22 protein-coding genes are annotated in these 23,821 nt (G+C 38.6%); 18 read left to right on the forward strand and 4 right to left on the reverse strand.

The genetic code is table 11. The features are described from left to right. Positions 1-47 precede the first annotated feature (47 nt). The 3 genes from J8L73_RS03865 to lolB all read right to left on the reverse strand — a co-directional run bounded on the left by J8L73_RS03865 (position 48) and on the right by lolB (position 2,893). Positions 48-995, reverse strand: coding sequence for a ribose-phosphate pyrophosphokinase (locus J8L73_RS03865; protein WP_138683549.1), 948 nt, complete (start codon positions 993-995; stop codon positions 48-50). An 88-nt stretch (positions 996-1,083) separates the two neighbouring features. Further along, positions 1,084-1,941 (reverse strand): 4-(cytidine 5'-diphospho)-2-C-methyl-D-erythritol kinase, encoded by an 858-nt coding sequence (gene ispE, locus J8L73_RS03870; RefSeq protein WP_211014903.1) that lies wholly within the window; start codon positions 1,939-1,941, stop codon positions 1,084-1,086. Positions 1,942-2,305: 364 nt separating this feature from the next. Continuing rightward, on the reverse strand, positions 2,306-2,893 hold the full coding sequence (lolB, locus tag J8L73_RS03875; protein WP_211014904.1) for a lipoprotein insertase outer membrane protein LolB: 588 nt from the start codon (positions 2,891-2,893) through the stop codon (positions 2,306-2,308). An 83-nt stretch (positions 2,894-2,976) separates the two neighbouring features. Here lolB and hemA point away from each other — a divergent pair, with 83 nt between their 5' ends. From hemA to J8L73_RS03945, 14 genes are all read left to right on the forward strand, one after another. Then, entirely contained in the window at positions 2,977-4,233 is a 1,257-nt protein-coding gene (gene hemA / locus J8L73_RS03880) for a glutamyl-tRNA reductase (RefSeq protein ID WP_211014906.1), read from the forward strand. A gap of 7 nt (positions 4,234-4,240) precedes the next feature. After that, positions 4,241-5,326, forward strand: a complete 1,086-nt coding sequence (gene prfA / locus J8L73_RS03885) for a peptide chain release factor 1 (RefSeq protein WP_211014908.1) — start codon at positions 4,241-4,243, stop codon at positions 5,324-5,326. 2 nt (positions 5,327-5,328) lie between these two features. Next, positions 5,329-6,168: a peptide chain release factor N(5)-glutamine methyltransferase gene (gene prmC / locus J8L73_RS03890; RefSeq protein WP_211014910.1), complete on the forward strand. Its 840-nt coding sequence runs from the start codon at positions 5,329-5,331 to the stop codon at positions 6,166-6,168. Positions 6,169-6,222: 54 nt separating this feature from the next. Continuing rightward, on the forward strand, positions 6,223-7,767 hold the full coding sequence (locus J8L73_RS03895) for a response regulator (protein WP_210999940.1): 1,545 nt from the start codon (positions 6,223-6,225) through the stop codon (positions 7,765-7,767). Between the two features lie 27 nt (positions 7,768-7,794). Beyond that, entirely contained in the window at positions 7,795-8,169 is a 375-nt protein-coding gene (locus J8L73_RS03900; RefSeq protein WP_211014912.1) for a SirB2 family protein, read from the forward strand. A 147-nt stretch (positions 8,170-8,316) separates the two neighbouring features. Beyond that, complete coding sequence (locus J8L73_RS03905; RefSeq protein WP_210999938.1) at positions 8,317-9,144, forward strand: tetratricopeptide repeat protein; 828 nt, start codon at positions 8,317-8,319, stop codon at positions 9,142-9,144. A gap of 14 nt (positions 9,145-9,158) precedes the next feature. Continuing rightward, on the forward strand, positions 9,159-10,412 hold the full coding sequence (locus tag J8L73_RS03910; RefSeq protein ID WP_211014914.1) for a DUF819 family protein: 1,254 nt from the start codon (positions 9,159-9,161) through the stop codon (positions 10,410-10,412). 9 nt (positions 10,413-10,421) lie between these two features. Then, positions 10,422-11,276 (forward strand): 3-deoxy-8-phosphooctulonate synthase, encoded by an 855-nt coding sequence (gene kdsA, locus J8L73_RS03915; protein WP_210999936.1) that lies wholly within the window; start codon positions 10,422-10,424, stop codon positions 11,274-11,276. Positions 11,277-11,403: 127 nt separating this feature from the next. Continuing rightward, positions 11,404-12,300 carry a transcriptional regulator GcvA gene (locus J8L73_RS03920; protein ID WP_210999935.1) on the forward strand — a complete coding sequence of 299 codons (897 nt, stop codon included), beginning with the start codon at positions 11,404-11,406 and terminating at the stop codon, positions 12,298-12,300. Positions 12,301-12,302: 2 nt separating this feature from the next. Beyond that, on the forward strand, positions 12,303-12,938 hold the full coding sequence (locus J8L73_RS03925) for an alpha/beta family hydrolase (protein WP_211014916.1): 636 nt from the start codon (positions 12,303-12,305) through the stop codon (positions 12,936-12,938). Further along, positions 12,935-13,303 carry a DUF423 domain-containing protein gene (locus J8L73_RS03930; RefSeq protein ID WP_211014918.1) on the forward strand — a complete coding sequence of 123 codons (369 nt, stop codon included), beginning with the start codon at positions 12,935-12,937 and terminating at the stop codon, positions 13,301-13,303. The genes J8L73_RS03925 and J8L73_RS03930 overlap by 4 nt, the downstream gene beginning before the upstream one ends. Positions 13,304-13,320: 17 nt before the next feature. Next, positions 13,321-14,406, forward strand: coding sequence for a 23S rRNA (cytidine(2498)-2'-O)-methyltransferase RlmM (gene rlmM / locus J8L73_RS03935; protein WP_211014920.1), 1,086 nt, complete (start codon positions 13,321-13,323; stop codon positions 14,404-14,406). A gap of 17 nt (positions 14,407-14,423) precedes the next feature. After that, a complete protein-coding gene (locus J8L73_RS03940; RefSeq protein ID WP_211014922.1) occupies positions 14,424-17,729 on the forward strand; it encodes a lamin tail domain-containing protein in 3,306 nt (1,101 codons plus the stop codon). 1 nt (position 17,730) lies between these two features. After that, positions 17,731-18,252: a hypothetical protein gene (locus tag J8L73_RS03945; RefSeq protein WP_210999930.1), complete on the forward strand. Its 522-nt coding sequence runs from the start codon at positions 17,731-17,733 to the stop codon at positions 18,250-18,252. A gap of 72 nt (positions 18,253-18,324) precedes the next feature. Here J8L73_RS03945 and cysZ read toward each other — a convergent pair whose 3' ends face one another. Beyond that, on the reverse strand, positions 18,325-19,053 hold the full coding sequence (cysZ, locus tag J8L73_RS03950; RefSeq protein ID WP_348771958.1) for a sulfate transporter CysZ: 729 nt from the start codon (positions 19,051-19,053) through the stop codon (positions 18,325-18,327). Between the two features lie 392 nt (positions 19,054-19,445). Here cysZ and J8L73_RS03955 point away from each other — a divergent pair, with 392 nt between their 5' ends. The 4 genes from J8L73_RS03955 (at position 19,446) to J8L73_RS03970 (ending at position 23,820) form a co-directional block, all read left to right on the forward strand. Further along, positions 19,446-21,710 carry an EAL domain-containing protein gene (locus J8L73_RS03955; RefSeq protein ID WP_211014924.1) on the forward strand — a complete coding sequence of 755 codons (2,265 nt, stop codon included), beginning with the start codon at positions 19,446-19,448 and terminating at the stop codon, positions 21,708-21,710. 150 nt (positions 21,711-21,860) lie between these two features. Then, entirely contained in the window at positions 21,861-22,331 is a 471-nt protein-coding gene (locus J8L73_RS03960) for a GNAT family N-acetyltransferase (protein ID WP_211014926.1), read from the forward strand. A gap of 165 nt (positions 22,332-22,496) precedes the next feature. After that, positions 22,497-23,366, forward strand: coding sequence for an MYG1 family protein (locus J8L73_RS03965; protein ID WP_211014928.1), 870 nt, complete (start codon positions 22,497-22,499; stop codon positions 23,364-23,366). A 121-nt stretch (positions 23,367-23,487) separates the two neighbouring features. Further along, positions 23,488-23,820 (forward strand): YnfA family protein, encoded by a 333-nt coding sequence (locus J8L73_RS03970; RefSeq protein WP_211014930.1) that lies wholly within the window; start codon positions 23,488-23,490, stop codon positions 23,818-23,820. Position 23,821: the final 1 nt, after the last annotated feature.

Genomic DNA, 23,821 nt, shown 5'->3' on the forward strand with positions numbered 1-23,821 from the left:
ACAAAAAAAGCGCCAAAAGGCGCTTTTATACTCAAAAATGCTTAATCTTAGTGTTCAAACATCGCTGAGATAGATTCTTCGTTGCTAATGCGACGAATAGTTTCTGCTAACATGTCAGCAAGCGTAAGTACCTTCACTTTATCAAGGGCTTTAAGCTCGTCAGATAGCGGGATTGAGTCGGTAACAATTACTTCGTCAATCATTGAATCACGTAGGTTTTCTGCTGCTTTACCAGAAAGAATAGGGTGCGTTGCGTATGCGAATACGCGTTTTGCGCCATGCTCTTTAAGTGCTTCAGCGGCTTTACATAATGTACCACCGGTATCAATCATATCATCTACGATAATACAATCACGACCTTCTACGTCACCAATAATATGCATTACTTGAGAAACGTTTGCTTGTGGGCGACGTTTATCGATGATTGCTAAATCTGTGTCGTGTAGTAGTTTTGCAATTGCTCGCGCACGTACAACACCGCCAATATCTGGAGATACTACAACAACGTCTTCAAAATCACGTTCTTCCATATCTTCAAGTAATACAGGGCTACCAAATACGTTATCTACTGGTACATCAAAGAAGCCTTGGATTTGTTCTGCGTGTAAATCAACCGTAAGAACACGGTCAACACCTACACTTGATAAGAAATCGGCAACAACTTTAGCGGTAATTGGAACACGAGCAGAGCGTACACGACGATCTTGACGCGCATAACCAAAATAAGGAATGACGGCAGTAATACGACCTGCGGATGCACGACGTAGAGCATCAACCATAACGATAAGTTCCATTAGGTTATCGTTTGTAGGGGCACAGGTTGATTGCAATATAAAAACATCCGAGCCACGAACATTTTCATTTATTTGAACACTGATCTCACCGTCGCTAAAACGGCCAACAACAGCATCGCCTAATTCAATATATAATCGTTTTGCAACTTTTTGAGCTAACTCAGGTGTTGCGTTACCAGCGAAGAGCTTCATGTCAGGCACGGTAGGGTTCCTCAGGCACTGAATTTTTGGACTAACCAATAATGATAATTACCACTAGAGGTTAACTTATGATTACTTGTACGTTACTTCATTGATCGAATATGGCGGTTAGCTCCGTATGAGCAGGTGAGACATTTGCGCTAGAAGCGACAAAACCCTGCCAAGTATGGGGGAGATTATCAAGTACATCTTGTGCTTGAACTTGACTTGCAAATTCTACAAAACAACATGAACCTGTTCCGGTCATCTTCGACGGGGCGTATTTTAGCAACCACTGAAGGGTTTTTTCAACCTCGGGGCAAAGCTTTTTAACTAAAGGCTCACAATCATTAGTTAAACTATGCTGCTGCCAGTTGCCAATAATTTTTGGTGTGTCGCGTTTTAAATCGGGATGGGTAAAAATCTTTGCCGTACTTACGTGCTGATTTGGATGAACAACACAGTACCATTTTTTCTCAAGTGTTACGTGGTGTAATTGTTCTCCAATACCGTGTGCTATGGCGCTTTTACCTTGAATGAACACCGGTACATCTGCACCTAATTGAAGGCCTAATTTGGCGAGTTCTGTTAAGTCTAAATCAAGGGACCACATTTTATTTAGCGCTAATAATGTTGTTGCTGCATCTGAAGAACCCCCTCCAACACCGCCTCCCATTGGCAAACGTTTAGTTAAATTTATTTTTACGCCGAAGGAGGTTTTGCTGTGGGTTTGTAATAAATGCGCTGCTTTATAGATTAGATTATCACTTAAGGGTATGCCTTTAGTATCACCTGTTATAGAAATATTCGCATCATTAGTTAATTCAAAATGCAGGGTGTCACCAAAATTTAAAAAGGTGAATAAGGTTTCTAGCTCGTGATAACCATCATCTCGGCGGGCATTAATATGTAAAAATAAATTGAGTTTTGCAGGAGCAATAACAGAAAAAGAAGTTGTGCTATTCATGCTTAAAATAACCTGAAATTTAGATAATGAATCTATCTCGCGTCGCTATCCTCAGTACTAACTGCGTTAAGGCTATCCTAAGTAGGGAAGCCTAAGTGCGTGAATTTATTATGCGTGCACTGAAAATATCTGACTAGAGAAAAATAAGTTTAAATGTTTTACGATTCAACTAAGTTAGTTAATCTTTTAACCCAATTTGGGTTATACCAATCCGCAATAATACTTAATCATTTTCAGGGGCTAAACGTGTCGCTATCTGCGTTAAAAAATTCTTATTTAGAACGACTAAATAGCGAATTTTTTGCCTTGCTATCAACACGTTTATCCGCCCTCAAAATAGCTCACTTAATTATGCGGATTGGTATTAATTAAATTGCCAATCGTAGAGTTGAATTTTAATTTTTATTTGTTGGTGCTTCAAAGTGAGCTTTGTTGGTAACCAATAACCATTGTTTTGAATATAAGTACCGTAATCTATTTGCCACTTCTTACCTGTTTTATCAAACCACAATACCTGTTTGGCACGGCCTAGTTCATCAACCACTAAACTTTGATCGTCTATAGTGCCTTTTAGCCAATTATCTGCATTATTAACCGGTAAAGTAAAACCTGTTAAGCGCTTTAAAAGTGCAGAGGCATTAGTATCAAAATACTCATCACCGTCAAATTCAAGCTCAGCGCCATTTACCGATTGCTTGAGTGATAAAATACGAGTGCCAATAAATGTGGTCAAAATTAAATTGTTAGATTTTTTTGTATGCTGCCAATTTAAGTTTGCAGATTGGCGTTCTTCTGGGCTTATAAAAGCAAGTTTTCCTTCTACTTGCCACGTTTTTTGCGCAGTAAGGCGTGGTTTCCAATCATCATAAAGTGTTGTTTTTGTATCAATTTGATGAGCACAGCCCCCTAAAAACAAAAAAAACATGAATAAAATCAAATATTGTCGAATCAAATGTTGTTCCTTACTTTCCATATTCCGCTGATTTTTGGTAAAATTGCCGCCTTTAAAGTAGGGCTCAGCAATATTTGGCAAATATGACCATAATAGCACTAGGTATAAATCACAAAACCGCATCCGTAGAACTACGTGAAAAAGTGGCTTTTTCGCCTGAGCAAATTTCAGAGGCGTTGCAACAATTAAGTGGCCATGCCGACTTTAATGAAGCGGTTATTGTGTCTACCTGTAACCGAACCGAAATCTATTGTAGCCTTGCTCAGCAAAATTCCCAAACACTGTTATCGTGGCTTGCCAGTTTCCATGGTTTGGATGAACATGAACTGAGTAAAAATATTTACTGTCATGAAGGTAACGCTGCTATAAATCATTTAATGCGTGTTGCGTGTGGACTCGATTCTTTAGTGCTGGGCGAGCCGCAAATTTTGGGGCAAATTAAGCAATCTTTTTTTAGTGCTAAAACGCATGATGCGATAGGCGTTACATTTGATAGGTTGTTTCAAAAAACGTTTTCGGTTGCTAAACAAGTTAGAACAGAAACGGATATAGGCGCAAGTGCGGTATCGGTGGCGTTCGCTGCGGTTAATTTAGCAAAGCATATTTACGGTAAGCTTGATAAAACGAATGTTTTATTAATTGGTGCCGGCGAAACGATAGAGTTAGTTGCTAAGCATTTATACCAAAATGAGCCGCAAAATATTACGGTAGCTAACAGAACCATTGAGCGCGCTCGTGGTTTAGCCGAAGAAGTGTCGGCAGATGTTATTGCTTTAGCGCAATTACCTGAGCGTTTGCACAACGCTGATATTGTAATTAGTTCGACAGCCAGTACGTTACCAATTATAGGTAAGGGTGTTGTTGAGCAGGCATTAAAACAGCGCCGTCATAAACCTATGCTATTTATAGATATTGCAGTTCCTCGTGATATTGAAAGCCAAGTAGGGGAGCTTGATGCCGCCTATTTATATTCCGTTGATGATTTGCAAGCCATTGTAAGCGAGAATATGGCCGCTCGAGAGCAAGCTGCACAACAAGCACAAATAATTATTAGCGAACGCACCAAAGAATTTGCAATGTGGATGCGCTCGCTCGATTCGGTGGATTTAATTCGCCATTATCGAAATGATGTACAAACAATTAAATCAGAACTTGTAGAACGTGCTGTTAGTCAGCTAAATACAGGTAAAGATGCAGAAAAAATTATATTAGAGCTCGCCAATAAATTAACCAATCGCTTAATGCACGCGCCTACCCGTGCCATTCAAGATGCAGCGAAAAAAGGTGAAGTGGCACAGCTAAACCAGTTGAAAAAAATGTTAGGTATTGATCAGGAATAACCGTTAAATGAAAGAGTCTGTTTATAATAAGTTAGAAACCTTAGTAGAGCGTTATGAAGAAGTACAAGCGCTACTAAGCGACCCGTCGGTCATTAGTGATCAAAACCGTTTTCGTGCGCTATCTAAAGAGTATTCAGAGCTTGAAGAAATCGTTAAGACGTTTTTATCGTTCAAGGGTACACAAGATGATTTAGCCAGTGCTGAAGAAATGCTTAAAGATTCAGACCCTGATATGCGTGAAATGGCGCAAGAAGAATATAAAGAAGCTAAAGCGCAAATTTTAACGCTAGAAGACGAACTTCAAGTATTAATGTTACCTAAAGACCCTAAAGATAATAACAATGTATTTTTAGAAGTACGTGCAGGTACTGGCGGCGATGAAGCGGCTATATTTGCGGGTGACTTATTTAGAATGTACAGCCGTTATGCTGAAACGCAAAAATGGAAACTTGAAGTAGTTACTACTAACGAAGGTGAACACGGCGGTTATAAAGAAGTAATCGCGAATATTAGTGGTGAAGGTGTTTACGGTAAGCTTAAGTTTGAATCGGGCGTACATCGTGTTCAACGTGTACCAGAAACCGAATCGCAAGGGCGCGTGCATACTTCTGCATGTACTGTAGCAGTAATGGCTGAAGTACCAGAAGCGGAAGCGATAGAAATTAATACCGCCGATATAAAAGTAGATACATTTAGAGCGTCGGGCGCTGGTGGTCAGCACGTAAATAAAACTGACTCAGCAATCCGTATTACGCATTTACCAACAGGCGTTGTGGTTGAGTGTCAGGATGAGCGTTCGCAACATAAAAACCGCGCGAAGGCGATGTCAGTTCTTTCTGCGCGCTTGCAACAAGCTGAAGACGAAAAGCGCCATGCTGCAGAGGCTTCTGAGCGTCGTAACTTAGTAGGTAGCGGTGATCGTTCTGAGCGTATCCGTACTTACAATTACCCGCAAGGTCGTATTACCGATCACCGTATTAATTTAACGCTGTATCGCTTAAATGAAGTAGTAGCGGGTGATTTAGGTGCAATTGTAGATCCGTTAATGCAAGAGCATCAGGCTGACTTATTGGCTGCAATGGGCGACGATTAATAGTGGCCCTCACTCTTGAACAAGCAGTCGCTGCTGGTGCCGATTTATTAGCATCTAGCAGCGAAAGCGCCAAATTAGATGCACAAGTTTTACTTCTTCATATACTTCAAAAACCCCGCAGCTACCTTTTTACTTGGCCAGAGCATGAGCTTAGTGATGATCAGCAGTCGCAATTTAATGTATTTATTCAAAGACGTTTAAAAGGTGAGCCAGTAGCACATATAACTGGGCTGCGTGAATTTTGGAGCTTGTCGCTTGAAGTTAATGCAACAACGCTAATTCCTCGACCGGATACTGAAACCTTGGTTGAATGCGCATTAAACATGGTTATGCCCGATAAGGCAAAAGTGCTTGATTTAGGCACGGGAACAGGTGCAATAGCACTTGCATTAGGCAGTGAAATGCCTAATTGGCAAATAGTAGCGGTAGATAGAGTTACTGACGCGGTTGCACTTGCTAATAAAAATCAGCAGCGCCTTGGCATAAATAATGTTGAGGTTAAACAAAGTAATTGGTTTAGTGCTTTGCAAGGTGAGAAGTTTAATTTAATTGTTACTAACCCTCCTTATATTGAGCAAGATGATATACACCTTAATCAAGGTGATGTTAGGTTTGAGCCGTTATCTGCATTAGTGGCTGATGACGCCGGAATGTCTGATATTAAACAAATAATTTCACATTCACGTGACTATTTGCTATCTAGTGGCTATCTTTTAATAGAACATGGTTTTGAACAAGCTGAAGCTGTTCGCGATTTGTTTAAACAAATGGCGTTTATAGATATTAAAACAGTGAAAGATTTTGGTAACAATGACCGTGTAACGCTTGCACAGTGGCCCTAAAGAATAATAATTGCCTACTCGTGCGTTAAATAATGCCATGAAGGAATTCCTATTATGATGGGTGATTTTTTATTTTCAGATGAACCTGAAGAGTCGATCAGTGAGATTGAACACGGTACTTGGAAAGTATTAATCGTTGATGATGAGCCTGAAGTTCATGCTGTTACCAAACTTGCGTTGAGTGACTTTGAATTTCAAGACAAACGTTTAGAATTTATTAGTGCTTACTCGGGGGCAGAAGCAAAAGAGCTCGTTAAAGAGCATCCTGACGCCGCCATTGTGCTACTTGATGTAGTAATGGAAACCGATGATGCTGGTTTGCAAGTTGCCAAATTTATTCGAGAAGAGGCTAAAAATAATCATATACGAATTATTTTAAGAACGGGTCAGCCAGGCCAAGCTCCAGAACGTCAAGTTATCATTAATTATGATATTAACGATTACAAATCAAAAACAGAACTTACAGCCCAAAAGCTGTTTACTGTGATTATGTCGAGCTTGCGCTCATACCGCGATATTATTTCAATTGAGCAATCTCGTGAAGGGCTTGAAAAAATAATCACCGCTTCTCGCGATATCTTCTCAGCTCATTCGATAGAAAACTTTATTGAAGGCGTTATGCAACAATTAACGTCTTTATTAGGTATTGCTGATCAGGCAATGTACGCCACAACGTTAGTTGCCCAAAACCCTGAGCAGGAAGATAATAAAAAGCTCATAGTGTGCTCGGGAACCGGTGATTTTGAGCAAAGTGAAGGTAAAGAGCTTGAAGATGTTTTACAGGCAGAGCAATTAAGCGCCTGCCAACAAGCGCTTAATGAAAAAAGTATTATTTATAAAGATAACTACTTATTTGCGTATTGCAGCAGTGAGTACAATCACAACTCGATGTTGTTTATTTCAGGAATACCAAAAGATTTATCATCTACGCAACAACATTTAATCGAGATTTTTTCTCAAAATGTACAGCTAGCATTTGAAAATGTACAGCTGCAATCTGAAATCGAAGCGACGCAGCAAGAGCTTGTATACAGACTCAGTGAAGCTGTTGAACAGCGCTCAACTGAAACAGGTAATCATGTTAAACGTGTTGCGCATATTTGCCATATTTTAGCGCTGGGGTATGGGCTTTCTAAGCATGATGCCGATCTAGTGAGACTTGCGTCACCATTGCACGATGTAGGTAAAGTGGGTATTCCGGATGCGGTATTAAATAAGCCTGCTAAGTTAGATGACCAAGAATGGGAAGTAATGAAAACCCATACAGATAAAGGTTATATTATATTAAAGGATTCTCCTCATGAAATTGTCAGTGCTGGTGCGGTTATAGCCAAAGAGCACCACGAAAAGTGGGATGGCTCTGGTTACCCTCAGGGGTTAAAGGGAGATGAAATAAACGTTTTTGGTCGAATTGTTGCACTTGCAGATGTATACGATGCACTACGCCATAAACGGTGTTATAAAGAACCTTGGACATTACAAAATGTGGTTGACGAAATTAACAGTCAAAAAGGTACGCACTTTGAACCTAAAATGGTCGAAGTGTTTAATGAAAAGCTAAATGAGTTAGAAGCGGTTCTTAACCGTTACCCTGACTAGATTTATTAAACAGAAGAATAGAGGTATATGGATTATTTAGCAGTAAAGCACTCGCACATGGCTATTGCATTATTGAGTGTGATTTTATTTTATGTTCGTGCTTTTTCGCGAATGGGTAGTAGTAAATTAGCAAAAAATAAAGTGGTAATGATTGGTAGCCACAGTATAGATACACTTTTATTAGTATCTGCACTTACTCTTGTTTTTATGGCTAAAATTAATCCATTCGAACAGCTTTGGCTGTTAGAAAAAATAGTACTAGTTGTTATATACATAGCAATTGGCGCTAAAAGCGCAAGGCAAACTAATATAGTTGCTAAAATTATATATGTTTTAGCAAACACAGCTGTTATTTTAGCGATTGGTTATTTAGCAACGTCTAAATCTGCTTTATTGCTTTAAGCTAAATCATGCAATTGCTAGGGCTTTGCTACTGAGTGAAGCCCAAGTTTTACTCCTCTTTTGATAAACTCAAACCATGACACTATTGGTAACTGCCTTTAAAATTAGGTAAACTACGCCCTCGTTTTCTAAATTGTTGCAGTATGAATGACTACCCTCGGGTTTGATGAACACGATGAATCTTATCTTGACGACGCTTATGATGATTTTACACCACCAGCGATTTATCGCTGTATTAAAGCTGAGTCAAAATGGGACCCTCAAATAGATTTAACTCCATGTTTTGAAACGCTAACTGACTTTGAGCAGCAAATTACAGCGCTGTGTTTAAAAGTAAGTGATGAGCACGATCGTCTGGAAAAATTATTGGATGTATTTTATAGCGATTGGTTATTTAGCGCTTCAAGTTTAAAAGTACCAGAGTATAAACTTAACACTCTAAGTTATACGCTATCAATGCGCAGTGGCACACCAACTACGTTAGCTATTTTGCTTTGTCATTTTTTACAACAAGCAAACCTTGATGCCAACTTGAGTATCAGTCAAGGTGATGTAGGGGTGCACGTTACAATTAGTGATGAAGAAGGTTATATTATTGAACCAAGTAGTGGTCAGCAAAGCTGGTACATAATCCCTGAAAATGCGGATGAAGAAAATGGTCAAGAACAAGAACCTTTAGAGCTGATTTTTGATGAAGAATTATACAAACTGTTTTTAGCTCAGCAGAAGTGGTCTTTTATTAGTGAAAATAAATTTGGTCACGCTTTAACCTGTGTAGAGATGCTAATGGAGTTATTAGGCGACGATCCGTATGAGAGACGCGACAGAGGTTACTTACTCAACCAGCTAGATTGCCCTAAAATGGCACGTGACGATTTACAGTTTTTCGTTGATGAATGCCCAGATGATCCTGCAATAGAGATAATCCAACATCAAATTGAAGAACTAGAAGATAATAATAAAACACACCATTAATAATAGGAATAACCATGGTTGATACTCACACTGCATTAATTACTAATGATGCTGTTGTACTTGGTTTACTTGCTATAATTTTAGGGTTTATATTTAAAACCTCAAGCAGTGAAAACCCAAAACTAAAAGCATTTTACAAATACGTACCAGCATTATTACTGTGTTACTTTCTACCTTCGTTATTAAATACCTTTGGTATTGTCGATGGTCATAGCTCAAATGTTTATTATGTTGCATCACGCTACTTATTACCTGCGTGTTTAATATTACTCACTATTAGTATTGATTTAAAAGCGATTTTAAATTTAGGCCCTAAGGCTCTTATTATGTTTTTAGTGGGCACGCTAGGTATTGTAATTGGTGGGCCGCTATCTATTTTGGTAGTGAGTGTATTTAATCCTGATTTAGTGGGTGGTCACGGCCCTGATGCTGTTTGGCGCGGTATGACTACTGTAGCGGGAAGTTGGATTGGTGGTGGTGCAAATCAAGCCTCAATGAAAGAGATGTTTGAGGTAGGCGGCGATATATTTTCAGTTATGGTTACAGTTGATGTAATTGTGGCAAATATTTGGATGGCTGTTTTATTGTTAATGGCGGCTAATCATAAAAAAATTGATGCTGCTACGGGCGCTGATACCACGGCGATTGAAGATCTAAAAAGCCGCGTTGAAAAATATCATGCAGAACATGCGCGTATGCCAACTCTCAATGACTACATGACCATTATTGCCATTGCATTTGGTATTACTGGTTTGGCTCACTTTTGCGCTGACTTTTTAGGGCCGTTTTTCGCTAATAACTATGCATGGGCTAAAGAGTACAGCTTAAACAGTAAGTTCTTTTGGTTAATCGTTATTTCAACCACAATTGGTATTAGTTTGTCATTTACTAAAGTAAGGCAAATCGAAGCCTTTGGTGCATCAAAAGTAGCTTCAAGTTTTTTATATATTTTAGTTGCCTCAATTGGTTTACACATGAATGTAACCGCTATATTCAGTAACCCAGGGTTATTTTTAATTGGTGGTATATGGATGTTAACCCATGCAAGCTTAATGCTTATTGTGGCAAAATTAATTAAAGCGCCATTATTTTATATGGCCGTAGGCTCGCAAGCTAATGTGGGCGGTGCAGCTTCGGCTCCTGTTGTGGCGTCGGCATTTCACCCGTCGCTTGCGCCTGTTGGCGTATTATTAGCAGTGCTAGGATATGGTGTAGGTACTTATATGGCTTATATTTGTGGATTAATGATGCAAGCAGTTGCACCTTAAGGAATGAAAATGAACAACCAAGTAATTAATATTAACGAAATTGAACTGGCAAACGACAAGCCATTTGTATTGTTCGGTGGTATGAACGTATTAGAGTCGCGCGATTTAGCTATGCGCATTGCTGAGCACTATGTTGAAGTAACCACAAAACTAAATATTCCTTACGTATTTAAAGCATCGTTTGATAAAGCAAATCGCTCTTCAATTAATTCTTACCGTGGTCCAGGTATGGAAGAGGGTTTGAAAATATTTGAAGAGATTAAAAATACCTTTAATATTCCGTTAATCACCGATGTACACGAGGCACATCAAGCTGCGCCTGTGGCAGAAGTGGTTGATGTAATTCAGTTACCTGCTTTTTTAGCGCGTCAAACTGACTTAGTAGTAGCAATGGCTAAAACAGGTGCGATTATTAATGTGAAAAAGCCACAGTTTTTAGCACCACATGAAATGCGTCATATCATTACTAAATTTAATGAAGCGGGTAACAACAATGTTGCTTTGTGTGAGCGTGGTTCTAGCTTTGGTTATAATAACTTAGTCGTTGATATGTTAGGTATGGATGACATGAAAGCAATGGCGCCTGTTATTTTTGATGCAACGCATGCATTACAACGCCCAGGGGGTCGTACAGATTCGGCTGATGGTCGTCGTGCTCAAGCTGCTGAGCTTGCTCGCAGTGGCATGGCACTTGGAATTGCAGGCTTATTTATTGAGGCGCATCCAAACCCTAACGAAGCTAAGTGTGATGGCCCATGTGCGCTTGCACTTAGTAAATTAGAAGGTTACTTATCGCAAATGAAAGCAGTAGACGATTTAATTAAAAGCTTTGCACCGCTTGATACGAGTGCCAGTGATTTATAATTAATTACCTTTAAATAGGTAGAATAAAAGCGACTCAGGTCGCTTTTTTTATGCCATTAATATACACACACATAGATGGTGTATATAATCTTACGCATAAGAAAAACTAATTCTAAGCTTGGTGACTATGTCAAGACGGGTTCCTCCATTAAACGCATTAAAAGCCTTTGAAGCGGCTGCACGGCATTTGAGTTTTACTAAAGCGGCAGAAGAGCTCTACGTTACGCAGGCAGCAGTTAGTCATCAAATAAAAACACTCGAAGAGCATTTAGGCTTAAAGTTGTTTTTACGTAAAAATCGCTCTTTATTATTAACTGAAGAAGGCCAGGGCTATTTTTTAGATATTAAAGAAATTTTTACTCAGCTTATTGATGCCACCGAAAAACTGTTAGCACGTGGCGCAAAGGGTTCTTTAACGGTGAGCTTAACCCCTAGCTTTGCTATTCAATGGCTCGTACCTCGATTGAGCCTGTTTAATGAACTACACCCGGAAATTGATGTGCGAATAAAAGCGCAAGATCAAGACGAAAACTCTTTATCAGATGATGTAGATATTGCTATTTACTATGGGCGGGGTCATTGGAGTGGTGTACAGGCATATAAGCTCCATACAGAGTATTTAGTACCACTGTGTAGCCCAATGCTGTTAAGCGGCCCTAAACCACTTGATCAACCGAGTGATCTAGCACACCACACCTTACTACACGATACCACGCGTAAAAATTGGAAAACCTGGATGAAAACCGCTGGCGTGCGAAACGTTCAAGTTAACCAAGGGCCTATATTTAGTCACTCATCTATGGTGTTGCAAGCGGCGGTACATGGCCAAGGTGTTGCTATTGGTAACAGTGTGTTGGCTAAGCCCGACATAGACGCAGGGCGCTTAGTGATTCCATTTAGTCACAGCCTAGAGAGTAAAAATGCTTATTATTTAGTGCTTCGAGAGTCGCAAACAGAGCTAGGTAAAATAGTGTCGTTTAAAGAGTGGATGTTAAGCTTAGTAGAGCAAGAACAAGAGTATTAATAATGATTGAGTGGTTTAAAAGTACAACACAACCCGCTATTGCACAGTTTGTATTTGCGCATGGTGCCGGTGCTGGTAGCGATTCTGATTTTATGCAATACATGGCAAAAGTTATAAGCGAGCAAGGCGTAGATGTAGGCTTATTTGACTTTGAATATATGCAAATTGCAAAACAAACCAACAAACGTAGACCGCCTGAACGCGCCCCTAAGTTACTGACTTATTATGAGCAAATTTTAACGCAAACGCAGCCAAATTTACCCTTATTCATAGGTGGTAAATCAATGGGTGGACGGATGGCTTCCATGCTTGCATGTACGACTAAGCAGCCCGTTAAAGGCGTTATTGCGTTTGGTTACCCATTTCATCCGCCAGGAAAACCAGAGAAACTTCGCACAGAGCACTTTGGCGATATTCATTGCCCATTTTTAGTATTGCAAGGTGAGCGAGATACATTTGGTACACGTGAAGAGCTTAAAACTATCGCTATGCCTAAACAGCCGAATTTTGTTTGGCTGACCGATGGAGATCATTCTTTAAAACCACGTAAAAAAAGTGGAGTAACTGAACAAGAAAATCTCAAAGCCGCGGCGTTTAGTACTGTTAAGTTTATAAAACACATAGTGGAGCAATCATGATCAAACTATTTTTAATGACCGGAAGTCTCTTTTGTATGCTGTCGGTTATGTTAGGAGCGTTTGCTGCGCATGGCTTAAAAAGTCGTTTATCTGAATATTCTCTGGGTGTATTTAAAACAGCTGCTGAGTATCAAATGTTTCATGGCCTTGCGCTTATTGCAGTGGCCGTTTTAATTAAATGGGGAATAAACTTAAGTTGGGCTGGTGGCTTTTTTATAGCTGGCACACTACTTTTTAGTGGCAGCTTATATTTACTTGCCCTTAGCGGAATGAAGTGGCTTGGGCCAATAACACCGCTTGGCGGATTATGTTTTATTATTGGTTGGCTTGTTATTTTAGTGCAAGTTGCACGATTTAAGTTTTAAAGAGTTTAAGGGTTAATATGTCTTGTGTTGTGATTTACTGTCGTAGTGGTTTTGAAAGCGATGCTGCTGCTGAAATAACGTTTCATGCTGCCGAGCAAGGTTTTGCAGGTTATGTAAAAGCTAAACCAAATACTGGTTATGTTGTTTATGAGTGTTTTGAAGCACACCATAGCGATGAAATAATCAAAAAGGTCGATTTTAAAAATATGGTATTTGCTCGCCAATGGTTTGCCGGTAAATTAGTAGAAAATATGCCTGTAGAAGATAGGGTAAGTGCAGTGGTTGAAGCTGCTAAAGAGTTTACATTATGCTCAGAGTTGCGCGTTGAAACCCCCGATACAAACGAAGGCAAAGAGCTTTTAACCTTTTGTAAAAAAATATCAACACCACTTAAAAAAGCCCTCGAAAAGAAAAATATTGTTTTACGTGAACCAAAAGCTAACCGCCCTGTAATGCATACACTCTTTTTAACTAATAACACAGCTTACGTAGGCTATTCGTATAGCTTTAATAACTCGGCCTATTTTATGGGCATATTACGCCTGCGTATGCCAAGTGATGGCCCAAGCCGTTCAACGCTTAAACTTGACGAAGCCTTTAATGTATTTATCCCAGAGCAACAGCGAGAAACACGCGCAGCACCAGGAATGCGCGGTGTTGACCTAGGAGCATGCCCTGGAGGATGGACGTATCAGTTAGTTCGTCGTGGGATGTTTGTAAGCGCAATAGACAATGGCCCCATGAACGACGATTTAATGGAAACCGGACAGGTTAAGCACTTTAGAGCCGATGGCTTTAAATATCGCCCTGAAAAAAGAAATATTGATTGGTTAGTATGCGATATGGTGGAAAAACCAACCAAAGTGACTAATCTAATGATTGACTGGGCAGTAAATGCATACGCAAAAGAATTTATATTTAACTTGAAGCTACCCATGAAAAAACGCTTTGATAGTGTTTATGAATGCCTGACGATGATTAAAGAGCAGCTTGCTAAATATGGCGTAAGCTATGAATTGCAAGCTAAGCACTTGTACCACGATCGTGAGGAAATAACCGTTCATTTAAACGTTATTAAGGTGCCACAAAATTTGTATAGTTAAAAAGTAGAGGCTCACAAGTGGTAAAAAACAATCTAATCAAATATTTAAGTTTACTTTTTTTATCACTTTTAATAACAGGTTGTGGCGGAGGAGGGAGTAGCGATTCTAGTGACTCATCCAGCAATACCGCCCCAGTTGTTACATTCAGTATTAGCAGTAATGTTATTGTTGCTAATCAATCATTTACCATTACAGCGCAAGCTAGTGATAGTGATGGACAAATATCAAGTTACCAATGGCAACAGCTAAGCGGTCCTGAATTTACATTTACTGCCAATGGCAACACGCTAACCGCCACTGCGCCAAGTGTTTCACAAGACACCAGTTTTAGTTTTTCTGTCGCTGTGACAGATAATACTGGTGGGACTACAGAGCAAGTATTTACTGGAACCATTACCAACCAAAATAATCCACCAACAGTTAATATTACCGGGCCAAGTAGCGCACTTGCCAATACACAAGTCGAATTAACAGCAAATGCCCAAGACAGTGATGGCACAATTAGTAGCATAACGTGGGTGCAATCTGCGGGGGATAGTGTTCAGTTTACACAAACGGATGGGATACTTAGCTTTTCGGCTCCTAATATAACTGAAAATACAACCCTTGGTTTTAGTGTTACAGTCATTGATAATGCTTCAAGTAGTGTTCAAGCAAGTACGACGATTTTAATTACCCAGACAAACAATGCACCCACAATAAGTATATCGGCACCGGAGCAGGCTGAGCAAAATGAACTCGTAACGCTTACTGCAGAGGCGCAAGATAGCGATGGCACAATAGATAGTATTACTTGGCAGCAAACTAATGGCCCTGTGGTTGATGTAACACAAGCCAGTACAAGTATTAGCTTTGATGCTCCTATAGTCGCTCAAGACACGAATATTACATTCGTTGCTACAGTAACAGACAACGATAGCGCCACAAATAGTGCACAAAAAACAGTTATTATTCTGGCACCCAATAATCCGCCTACAGCCCAAGATGTAAATATTGACGTTCAGTACAACCAAACTACACAGTTTGGTTTGGTTATAAACGATGCCGATAACGATACTGTACAAGTTACTTTTCCAGATGATTTGAATGGTGCACAAATAAGTGTTGTTGATTCACAAGCGCTTATATTTAATTACACTCCACCGAGTAATAGTATTTCTTCCCAGAGTTATACTTTGAGTGCTTCTGATGGTAAAGACACGATAAACTTTTTGCTAAACATTACTCTTGCTGATTCAACCCCTGCAACAATAGTCAGTGTTACACCCGAAGGTAGCAGTGAGCCTGTGTTAGTTGATTCTCCTGTTAGTATTTCGTTTTCAGACATTATGCAAACGAGCTCGTTAGTGACAAATACAAGCGAGGGTACATGTATTGGGAGTATACAAATATCGGCAGATAGCTTTTCAACATGTTTGGCACTTAATGTAGAGAGCTTGTCAGGCACTACAAGTGATACTAGCTTGTATTTTCATAGCGTAAGTTTAACAGCCACGCTTAGCGAAGATACTCAATACAGCGTGCGTGTGACATCTGATTTGGTTAATTTTGATAATACGGCCATTGATATGCAAACGGTTACCTCTTTTACTACTTCAAGCCAAGATATAAAAATAACGGAAATCTCTTCTGTGCAATTTAGTAACGACCTACCTTGGATTGAAATTTATAATGGCACAGGAGCAGCTGTAAATTTACAGAATTATTCACTTAAAACTCGTAGTATTAATACGGTTGATAGCTCAACTAGCGCAGAGACGATATTTTCATTGCCCAATAAAGAGCTTGGCAATGGAGAGTACCTTATTTTGCAAAGTAAATTTGGAGACGATTTTTTAACTAGTGCGTCAGTAAGTAATCCTAAGATAGCGCTTGTAGGCAATTCTGGTGATCAAATTAGACCTTACTGGTACATCAACGGTTTTGCAGAAATTTTAAATAGCGCAGGCACACAAACAATCGACTTTGTAAAATTTGGTAACTCATCACAAGAGCCAGTAACGCCATCACAATGGCAAGGGGACAATGCAGATCAAATCCTTTCTGAACAGGGGGGCAGTTTAAAGCGCGAGCTTAATGCTATAGACACTAATCAAAGCACTGATTGGCTTTATTCTGTGTTTAATACACCCGCTGGGCCAAACAATATAAGCTGCACCGTAGACGATGATGAGGATGGCATTCCGGATTGTGCTGAGCAGGAAGGGACAACTTTTGCGGGCTTACCACTTTATGAGTGGGGAGCGCGTACATCACAAAAAGATATCTTTATTGAAGTTGATTATATGGACAGCAGTGACGCAGGTATTACTCCACACCGTACTGCACTTGAAAAAATAGTTACAGTGTTTGCAGAAAAAGGCTATACCGTTCACTTTGACGTCGGTGATTTATTTGATCAAAGTACAAACACTGCGCCGCAAAATTTTGATTTAGGTGGTGGAAATACAGTGCCATTTAACAATTACACGCCGTTTGAATACGACCTAAGTAGTCCAAGTTTGTTTGTTTATAAAATGGAATATACCGATATAACCCGTAGACCTATTTTCCATTACTTATTAATGGCTAATAGCGGCAATGAGGACGGAAGTATTAGTGGGTCTGGTATCGCTGAGATAAGCGGTAATGATTTAATGGTCACTATGGGGGGCTGGGGGTTAACGCTTGATACGCAAATAGCCACTAATGTTGCTTATAATTACCAAGCATCAACAATATTTCATGAGTTAGGTCACAACTTAGGATTATACCATGGCGGTGATGAGGAGATTAATTTTAAGCCTAACCACCTCAGCTCCATGAATTATTTATATCAATTAGCGGGTTTATCAACAATAGGTAATAATGAGGGCGATCGTTATTATGAGCGTTTTTATCCAGGTAATGCTAACTGTGATATTACACCAAATACTAATAGCCATTTAGGCTCTACGGATGATTTTATTATTGATTACTCAAGTGGTAGCTCAGCAAATTTAGATGAGAGTACAATACTTGAAGCGCAAGGGTTAAATCGAAATGGCTCACTCCCTGTTGATTTTAACTGTAATACAATTAACACCGAAAGTTTAAACAGTTTTGATACTAACCAAGATAATTCAATATCAGTGCTTAGAGATGTAGACGAGTGGAGCATGCTAAATCTACAGTTTTATATGCAAAGTGCAGGCAATCGTTTTGGTGTATCAAATACTGATAACACCAGTATATATAAATTACAAAGTACACCAAATACTGCTCATGTAATACCTCGTTATATAAAAGAAGCGCAGCCGAGTAGTGCGATTATTGATGAGTTGAAAGCCATTAAAGAGCAATAGTATGAAACAAAGGCTAAGCGTTAAACCTATTATTTACAGTATATTTTTAAGTATACCTATAGCGTGTAGTGATACTAACCATGCAAGTGAATGGTTACTAAAAAATGATAATTTGTATTATAAACATACAGCTATTGATTGGCGGGTTGAATCAGTCGATGGCTGTAAGGCGTGTTTTATAAGTCAAGACGTTGTTTATCAGCCTGAAGGCATTAGTCGTTACAATACGCTAATGCAGGGGCAAAGTTGGGTGGCAGTACATGAGCTTAGCCAAATTAATGTCGTTCGTTTAAAAATGCCAGACCAAACACCTTATTTATATGTAGAACGTGCAAAAGGTAAAACACTGAAGCTATTTGATCAGCAGCAAAACTACAGCATAAAAATTGGTGAAGTTACATCGGTAAATTTTAACAATCAGCGTTTCAATATTTTAATTAAAAAATTTGAAGAAGTAGATAAGCAAAGTGCTGCGTTGCCAAGGCGGGCAATGCTTGAGTTTATTGCTTTAAAAATAGATTAAAAAAGCACCTAAGGTGCTTTTTTATTTATAATATGTTGGCCTTTGAAAATTGAAAAGCCAGCAACCTATTAATTAACTACGGTATTTTGGCCGATAATTATCAACCCACAAACGTGTTGCACCGCATACAGCCACAGGCATAACTATTAAATTCATAAACGGGATCGAGGTTAGCAACATAACGGCAAAACCAAATCCGTAAGATAAGCCTTGTTTCGACTTTAAATCGCCTTTCATTTGCTTAAAGCCAATTTTATGGTTATCAAAAGCAAAGTCTTTATATTGCACGGCATACATCCAACAGGTAAAGAGTACCCATAATATTTGACCTATTACCGGTAATATCCACAGTAAGATAAAAAAGCCAATTGCGCGTGGCAGGTAATAACAAAGTTTGGTCCATTCACGACCAAGCATTCTAGGGACGTCTTTTACTATTTCTTTAAAGCCATCATCATTAATTTTTTGACCCGTCAAATAAAGCTCTACTTTTTCACTGAGCAGCCCATTAAAAGGCGCGGCAATAAAGTTAGTAATTACTGTAAAAACCATACTGTAACTAAACAGCACCACCAATACTGCGATAGGCCACATTAACCATTCTAACCAATTTAACCATTCAGGGAGCATGTTGCTAATATAGCTAAAACTATCACTCAGCCAACCAAATAAAAAAAACAAAGAGCTACCAAAAAGTAAAATATTAATTAAGAGCGGAATGAGCACAAAGCGCTTAAGCCCTTTTTGGCTAATTAATTTAAACCCAGAAAAAAAATATTCCATACCTTTTACAATTTGCACAGTCACCTCTTTAAAGCTTTGTTATTAGCAACAGTATAAATAGCCTAATAATTTTGAACAGCCTTTTTAAGTAACAAAGTGTTTAGAATCTAAATTTTTATTTAAAATAACAATTTCAAATGCTTTGTATGAGTAAATGTTGAATTATGTTCCTAAAAAGTTTTATTTATGTTAATAATTGAGTCTGTGGGTAGTTTTTATACTTACTTATTAGAACCGTTGTTGTTGTTACAGTGGTATAGTTTTCATAAGCGTAACAATTAAACAGAAATTTTAAAGTTATAACAATATTGATTTTAACAAAACAAACTACAAGTAGTAATTGAGTGCATTAAAAGTTTATTTTTTCAATGTCTTAGGCTGGTTGTGAATGCCCTTAATTATGGTGAAATATGAATACTGTAAAACTTAGACAATTATTATCCCATCAGCAAAATATTTTGTCTAAAATTGCACTAGGGATTGCCTTAGACGACGTACTACAGGATATTTGTTTTGCAATTGAACAAACTATTGATGACAATTCTGCAAGGTGTTCAATACTCTCATTAGCAGGAAACCAGCTGTTTCACCGTGCTGCTCCAAGCATTAGTGAAGATTACTTACAAGCGATTAATGGCGTTACAATTGGGCCTAAGGTAGGCTCATGCGGTACGGCTGCATATACAAAAAGTCGTATAATAGCCCAAGATATTGATATTTCTCCATTATGGGGAAATTACAAAAGCTTAGCTCAAAATGCAGGGCTCCACTCTTGTTGGTCAACCCCTATAATTTCAACGTCTTCAGAAATACTGGGTACCTTTGCTATTTATCATGGATCACCAAAAGAACCCTCTAAGCAAGATCTTGAACTTATCGATTACTTTGTGCACTTTACGAGTATTGCATTAGAAAAAAATGCTGAGTTGCATAAAGCTAAGCTGCTTTTGGCCGACTTGCAAAAAAGTAATGAAAAATTTAAAGCATTCACTCAAGTCATGCCGGATTTAATTTTGATATTAAATCAGCAAGGCTTTTATACGGATGTCTATGGCACATCTAACAACTTATTACGCGAAGCACCTACCGATTTGATTGGACACAATGTGCTCGAATTGTTTCCAGCTAAAGACGCTGAAATGATAATGGCAGTAATAAATAAAACGCTTGTAACCAATGAAATGCAAATATTTGAATATGAGTTAGAAGTAGCAAAAGGAAAGGTAACTTTTGAGGGGAGAGTTGCTGCACTGGATAATTATCAGCCAGATAATATTTCACAACGGCATGTTGTCTGGATGGCTCGTGATATTACGCTTCGTAAACAAGCCGAAAAAGAAGTACAAAGATTAGCTTTTTTTGATCCATTAACGGGCCTGCCTAATAGAAGAACGCTTAATGATAATTTATCTACGTGCATAGAGCGCATAAAGCATACAAAAAAAACGGGTGCTCTGTTATTTCTTGATTTAGATAATTTTAAAAGGATAAACGATTCGTTAGGTCATGGGGCCGGCGATAAAGTATTGGTAGAATTAGCAAAACGTTTAAGCTTTGTAATAAAGCCATCAGATACACTCGCAAGAGTCGGTGGCGATGAATTTATTATTCTAATTGAGTTTGTCGGTGAAAATAACCTAGATGCTTGTGCTGAATCTGAATTGGTCGCAAAAGAAATACAAAGTGTTTTTAATGAAAAGTTCTCTGTAGGTGAGCTTGCTTTTCAGGTTAGTTGTAGCATTGGTATTTGCTTAATTGATGAAGAAAATTCGAGAACAGATAATATATTAAAATTTGCAGATACGGCAATGTATCGTGCAAAGAAAAAAGGGGGTAATAGTTGTAGTTTTTATGACCCTGAGCTTCAAACATTACTTGAAAATCAAGCTGAACTTGAAACTGACATGGTTAGAGCAATTATAAATAATGAGTTTTGTGCATACTTTCAACCTCAAGTAAGTATGCAAGGTAAAGTGGTAGGCGCAGAAGCTTTAATTAGGTGGTTGCATCCTACAAAAGGCGTAATCCCACCTGATCAATTTATTGCGATTGCTGAGCAATACGGTTTAATACAGAAATTACAAACCATAGTATTAAAAAATATTTGTAGCTTGTTAACCAAGCTCAGCGCACATAAATTGATAGATGAGCACTTTAGTGTATCGATCAACATAAGCCATATACAGTTTAACTCTTTAGAGCTTAAAAACGAGCTATGCTCAACAATAGATGACTTTAATATCAAACCATCTCAAATAAAGTTGGAGATTACTGAGTCAATGCTTTCAGGTGATATAAACAACACAATTACGCAAATGGATGAGTTAAAAAATCAAGGATTTGTATTTTCTATTGACGATTTTGGTACGGGTTATTCATGCTTATCACACCTTAATGCTTTTCCAGTAAAAGAAATAAAAATAGACAAAAGTTTTATTGATAAAATATCAGACGAAGGTAAAGGCTATAACATAGTTAATACAATTATTAGCTTAGGCAAAAGTTTAGATATTAGAGTCGTTGCAGAAGGGGTTGAGTGTACATCACAGTTTGATTTGTTAAACCAGCTCGGTGCAGATTATATTCAGGGGTATTTGATAGCTAAACCAATGAACGCTAAAGAGTATTTAAAGTGGCATGGGAAACACATAACACAGGAGTGTTCAACAGTTTAAGCTTAATGATTTTAAAAAAATTATAACGTTTTAATAAAGTGGCGCTTACGTTATTAATACATTTTATTTAAACAACACTAGGATCGTGTCTATTAAGTATATATTATAAAAGTACTATACCGATTCAAAATAAAAAATGGACGACAGTAGATGCAGTTAGTCGAATTAAGCCCCAAGGATCCAGATGTAGTTAATGTGTTTACAGATATAGACAGGCTTATAAACTCTTTATACCCCGTTGCTACAGCACAATCTCTCAAATTAGACGAGTTAAGCGAAGACAATGTTTATGCCATTGGCTTAAAAAATGAAGATGGTATTATTGCTTGCGGCGCTATTGTCAAACAAAATGACGGCACTTTGTATGGTGAAATTAGGCGTTTATATGTGAAACCTAGCCATCGCGGTAAAGGTTTTTCTAGGCGTATAATGCAAAATTTACTGCATTATGCTGGCGAGACAAAAATCCCGCTAATTCGTTTAGAAACTGGCCCGAAACAGACCGAATCTATTAGTTTGTACGAAGATTTAGGTTTTGAGCGTTGTTCGAGCTTTGGTGTTTATGAAGATAACCCCCAAAGCGTTTTTATGCAGCTTGGTCTGAGCCCTGAGCCTAAGTAATCTAATCTATTAAATATTTTGCGCCTACTTCGCTTTGTGGGCGTAGTGATACTTCACTGTTTTTCATTGCTCTGTTCGTATAAAATCCACCTTGTTAGTTTTAATATGCTTTTAGCATTATATAAGTGAGAATTTTTTATCTTTTTTAAAAGTAGTCCTAATCCAATGAGCGAAATAACAGTAGTAACCCACAGTGGTAATTTTCATGCCGACGATGTATTTAGTATTGCAGTACTAAAACATGTTTTACCTTCTTTTAAACTGGTACGTACTCGCGATAAAGCATTGATAGAAAGTGCTGACATTGTGGTAGATGTAGGCGGTGAATATAATCCAGATACCGGCCGGTTTGATCATCACCAGCGTGGTGGTGCGGGCGAGCGTGAAGATGGTACACCGTATTCGTCATTTGGCTTAATTTGGAAAAAATACGGCTTAGCGCTTTGTGATAACAACCAAGCCGTGGCCGATAGAGTCGACTCAGGTTTAGTGTCTAACATTGATGCTATAGATTGTGGCTATGTTAAAGGTGTCGTTGAGGGAATAACCCTTAGCCAAACGCTTTCTATGTTTAACCCAACATGGGAAGAAGAAGGCAACTTTGATGAGTGTTTTAATGAAGCCGTCGATTTTGCTGCACGTCTACTAACACGTTTTATTGCTTCAGCCCACGGTAGTGTAAATGCAAAAGCGATTGTTGCTAAAGCAATTGAGCATGCAGAAGATGCTAGAGTTATTGTGCTTGAAAAGTACACCCCATGGAAAAAAACAGTCCATATGTTATCAAGTGACGCACTATTCATGGTTTATCCGTCTCATTCAGGGCAGTGGATAATACAAACTGTGCCGGTTGAGCCTGGCTCATTTGAAGATAGAAAGTCACTCCCTAAAGCGTGGGCTGGTTTATCTGATGAAGAGTTTCAAGCTGAAACAGGCTTAGATGACGCTGTATTTTGTCATAACGGTTTATTTATTGCTGGTACTAAGTCGTTCGAAAGTACAATGAAGTTGGCCGAAGTAGCCTTAGCTGAGTAATCTGTTTAATCTAAATAGTGGTTGAGAGATTTATTACTCATATTTAGGGCTATATAGCTAAGTAACTTTTTTGGTTACTTAGCTTTGTTATGCTTTTGTTATTTAAATTACGTGAGGTTTTATGTTTGAAGTAAAAACTATCGCGCTATTTATTATTACCGCCTTTGCTGAAATTATTGGCTGTTATTTACCCTACCTGTGGCTCAAAGAAGATAAATCCATATTACTTTTGATTCCTGCTGCAATCAGTTTAGCGTTATTTGCTTGGTTGCTCACTTTACACCCTGTGGCAGCGGGGCGTGTTTATGCCGCGTATGGCGGCGTTTATGTCTGCGTGGCTTTACTATGGTTATGGGTAGTTGATGGCGTAAAGCTTACTCTGTGGGATGCAGTGGGCGGGGCGGTTGCCTTACTGGGTATGGCTATTATTATCTTTGCGCCTAAGAGCGCATAAA

The sequence above is a fragment of the Pseudoalteromonas sp. MMG006 genome, assembly GCF_018101025.1.
Taxonomy (GTDB): domain Bacteria; phylum Pseudomonadota; class Gammaproteobacteria; order Enterobacterales; family Alteromonadaceae; genus Pseudoalteromonas.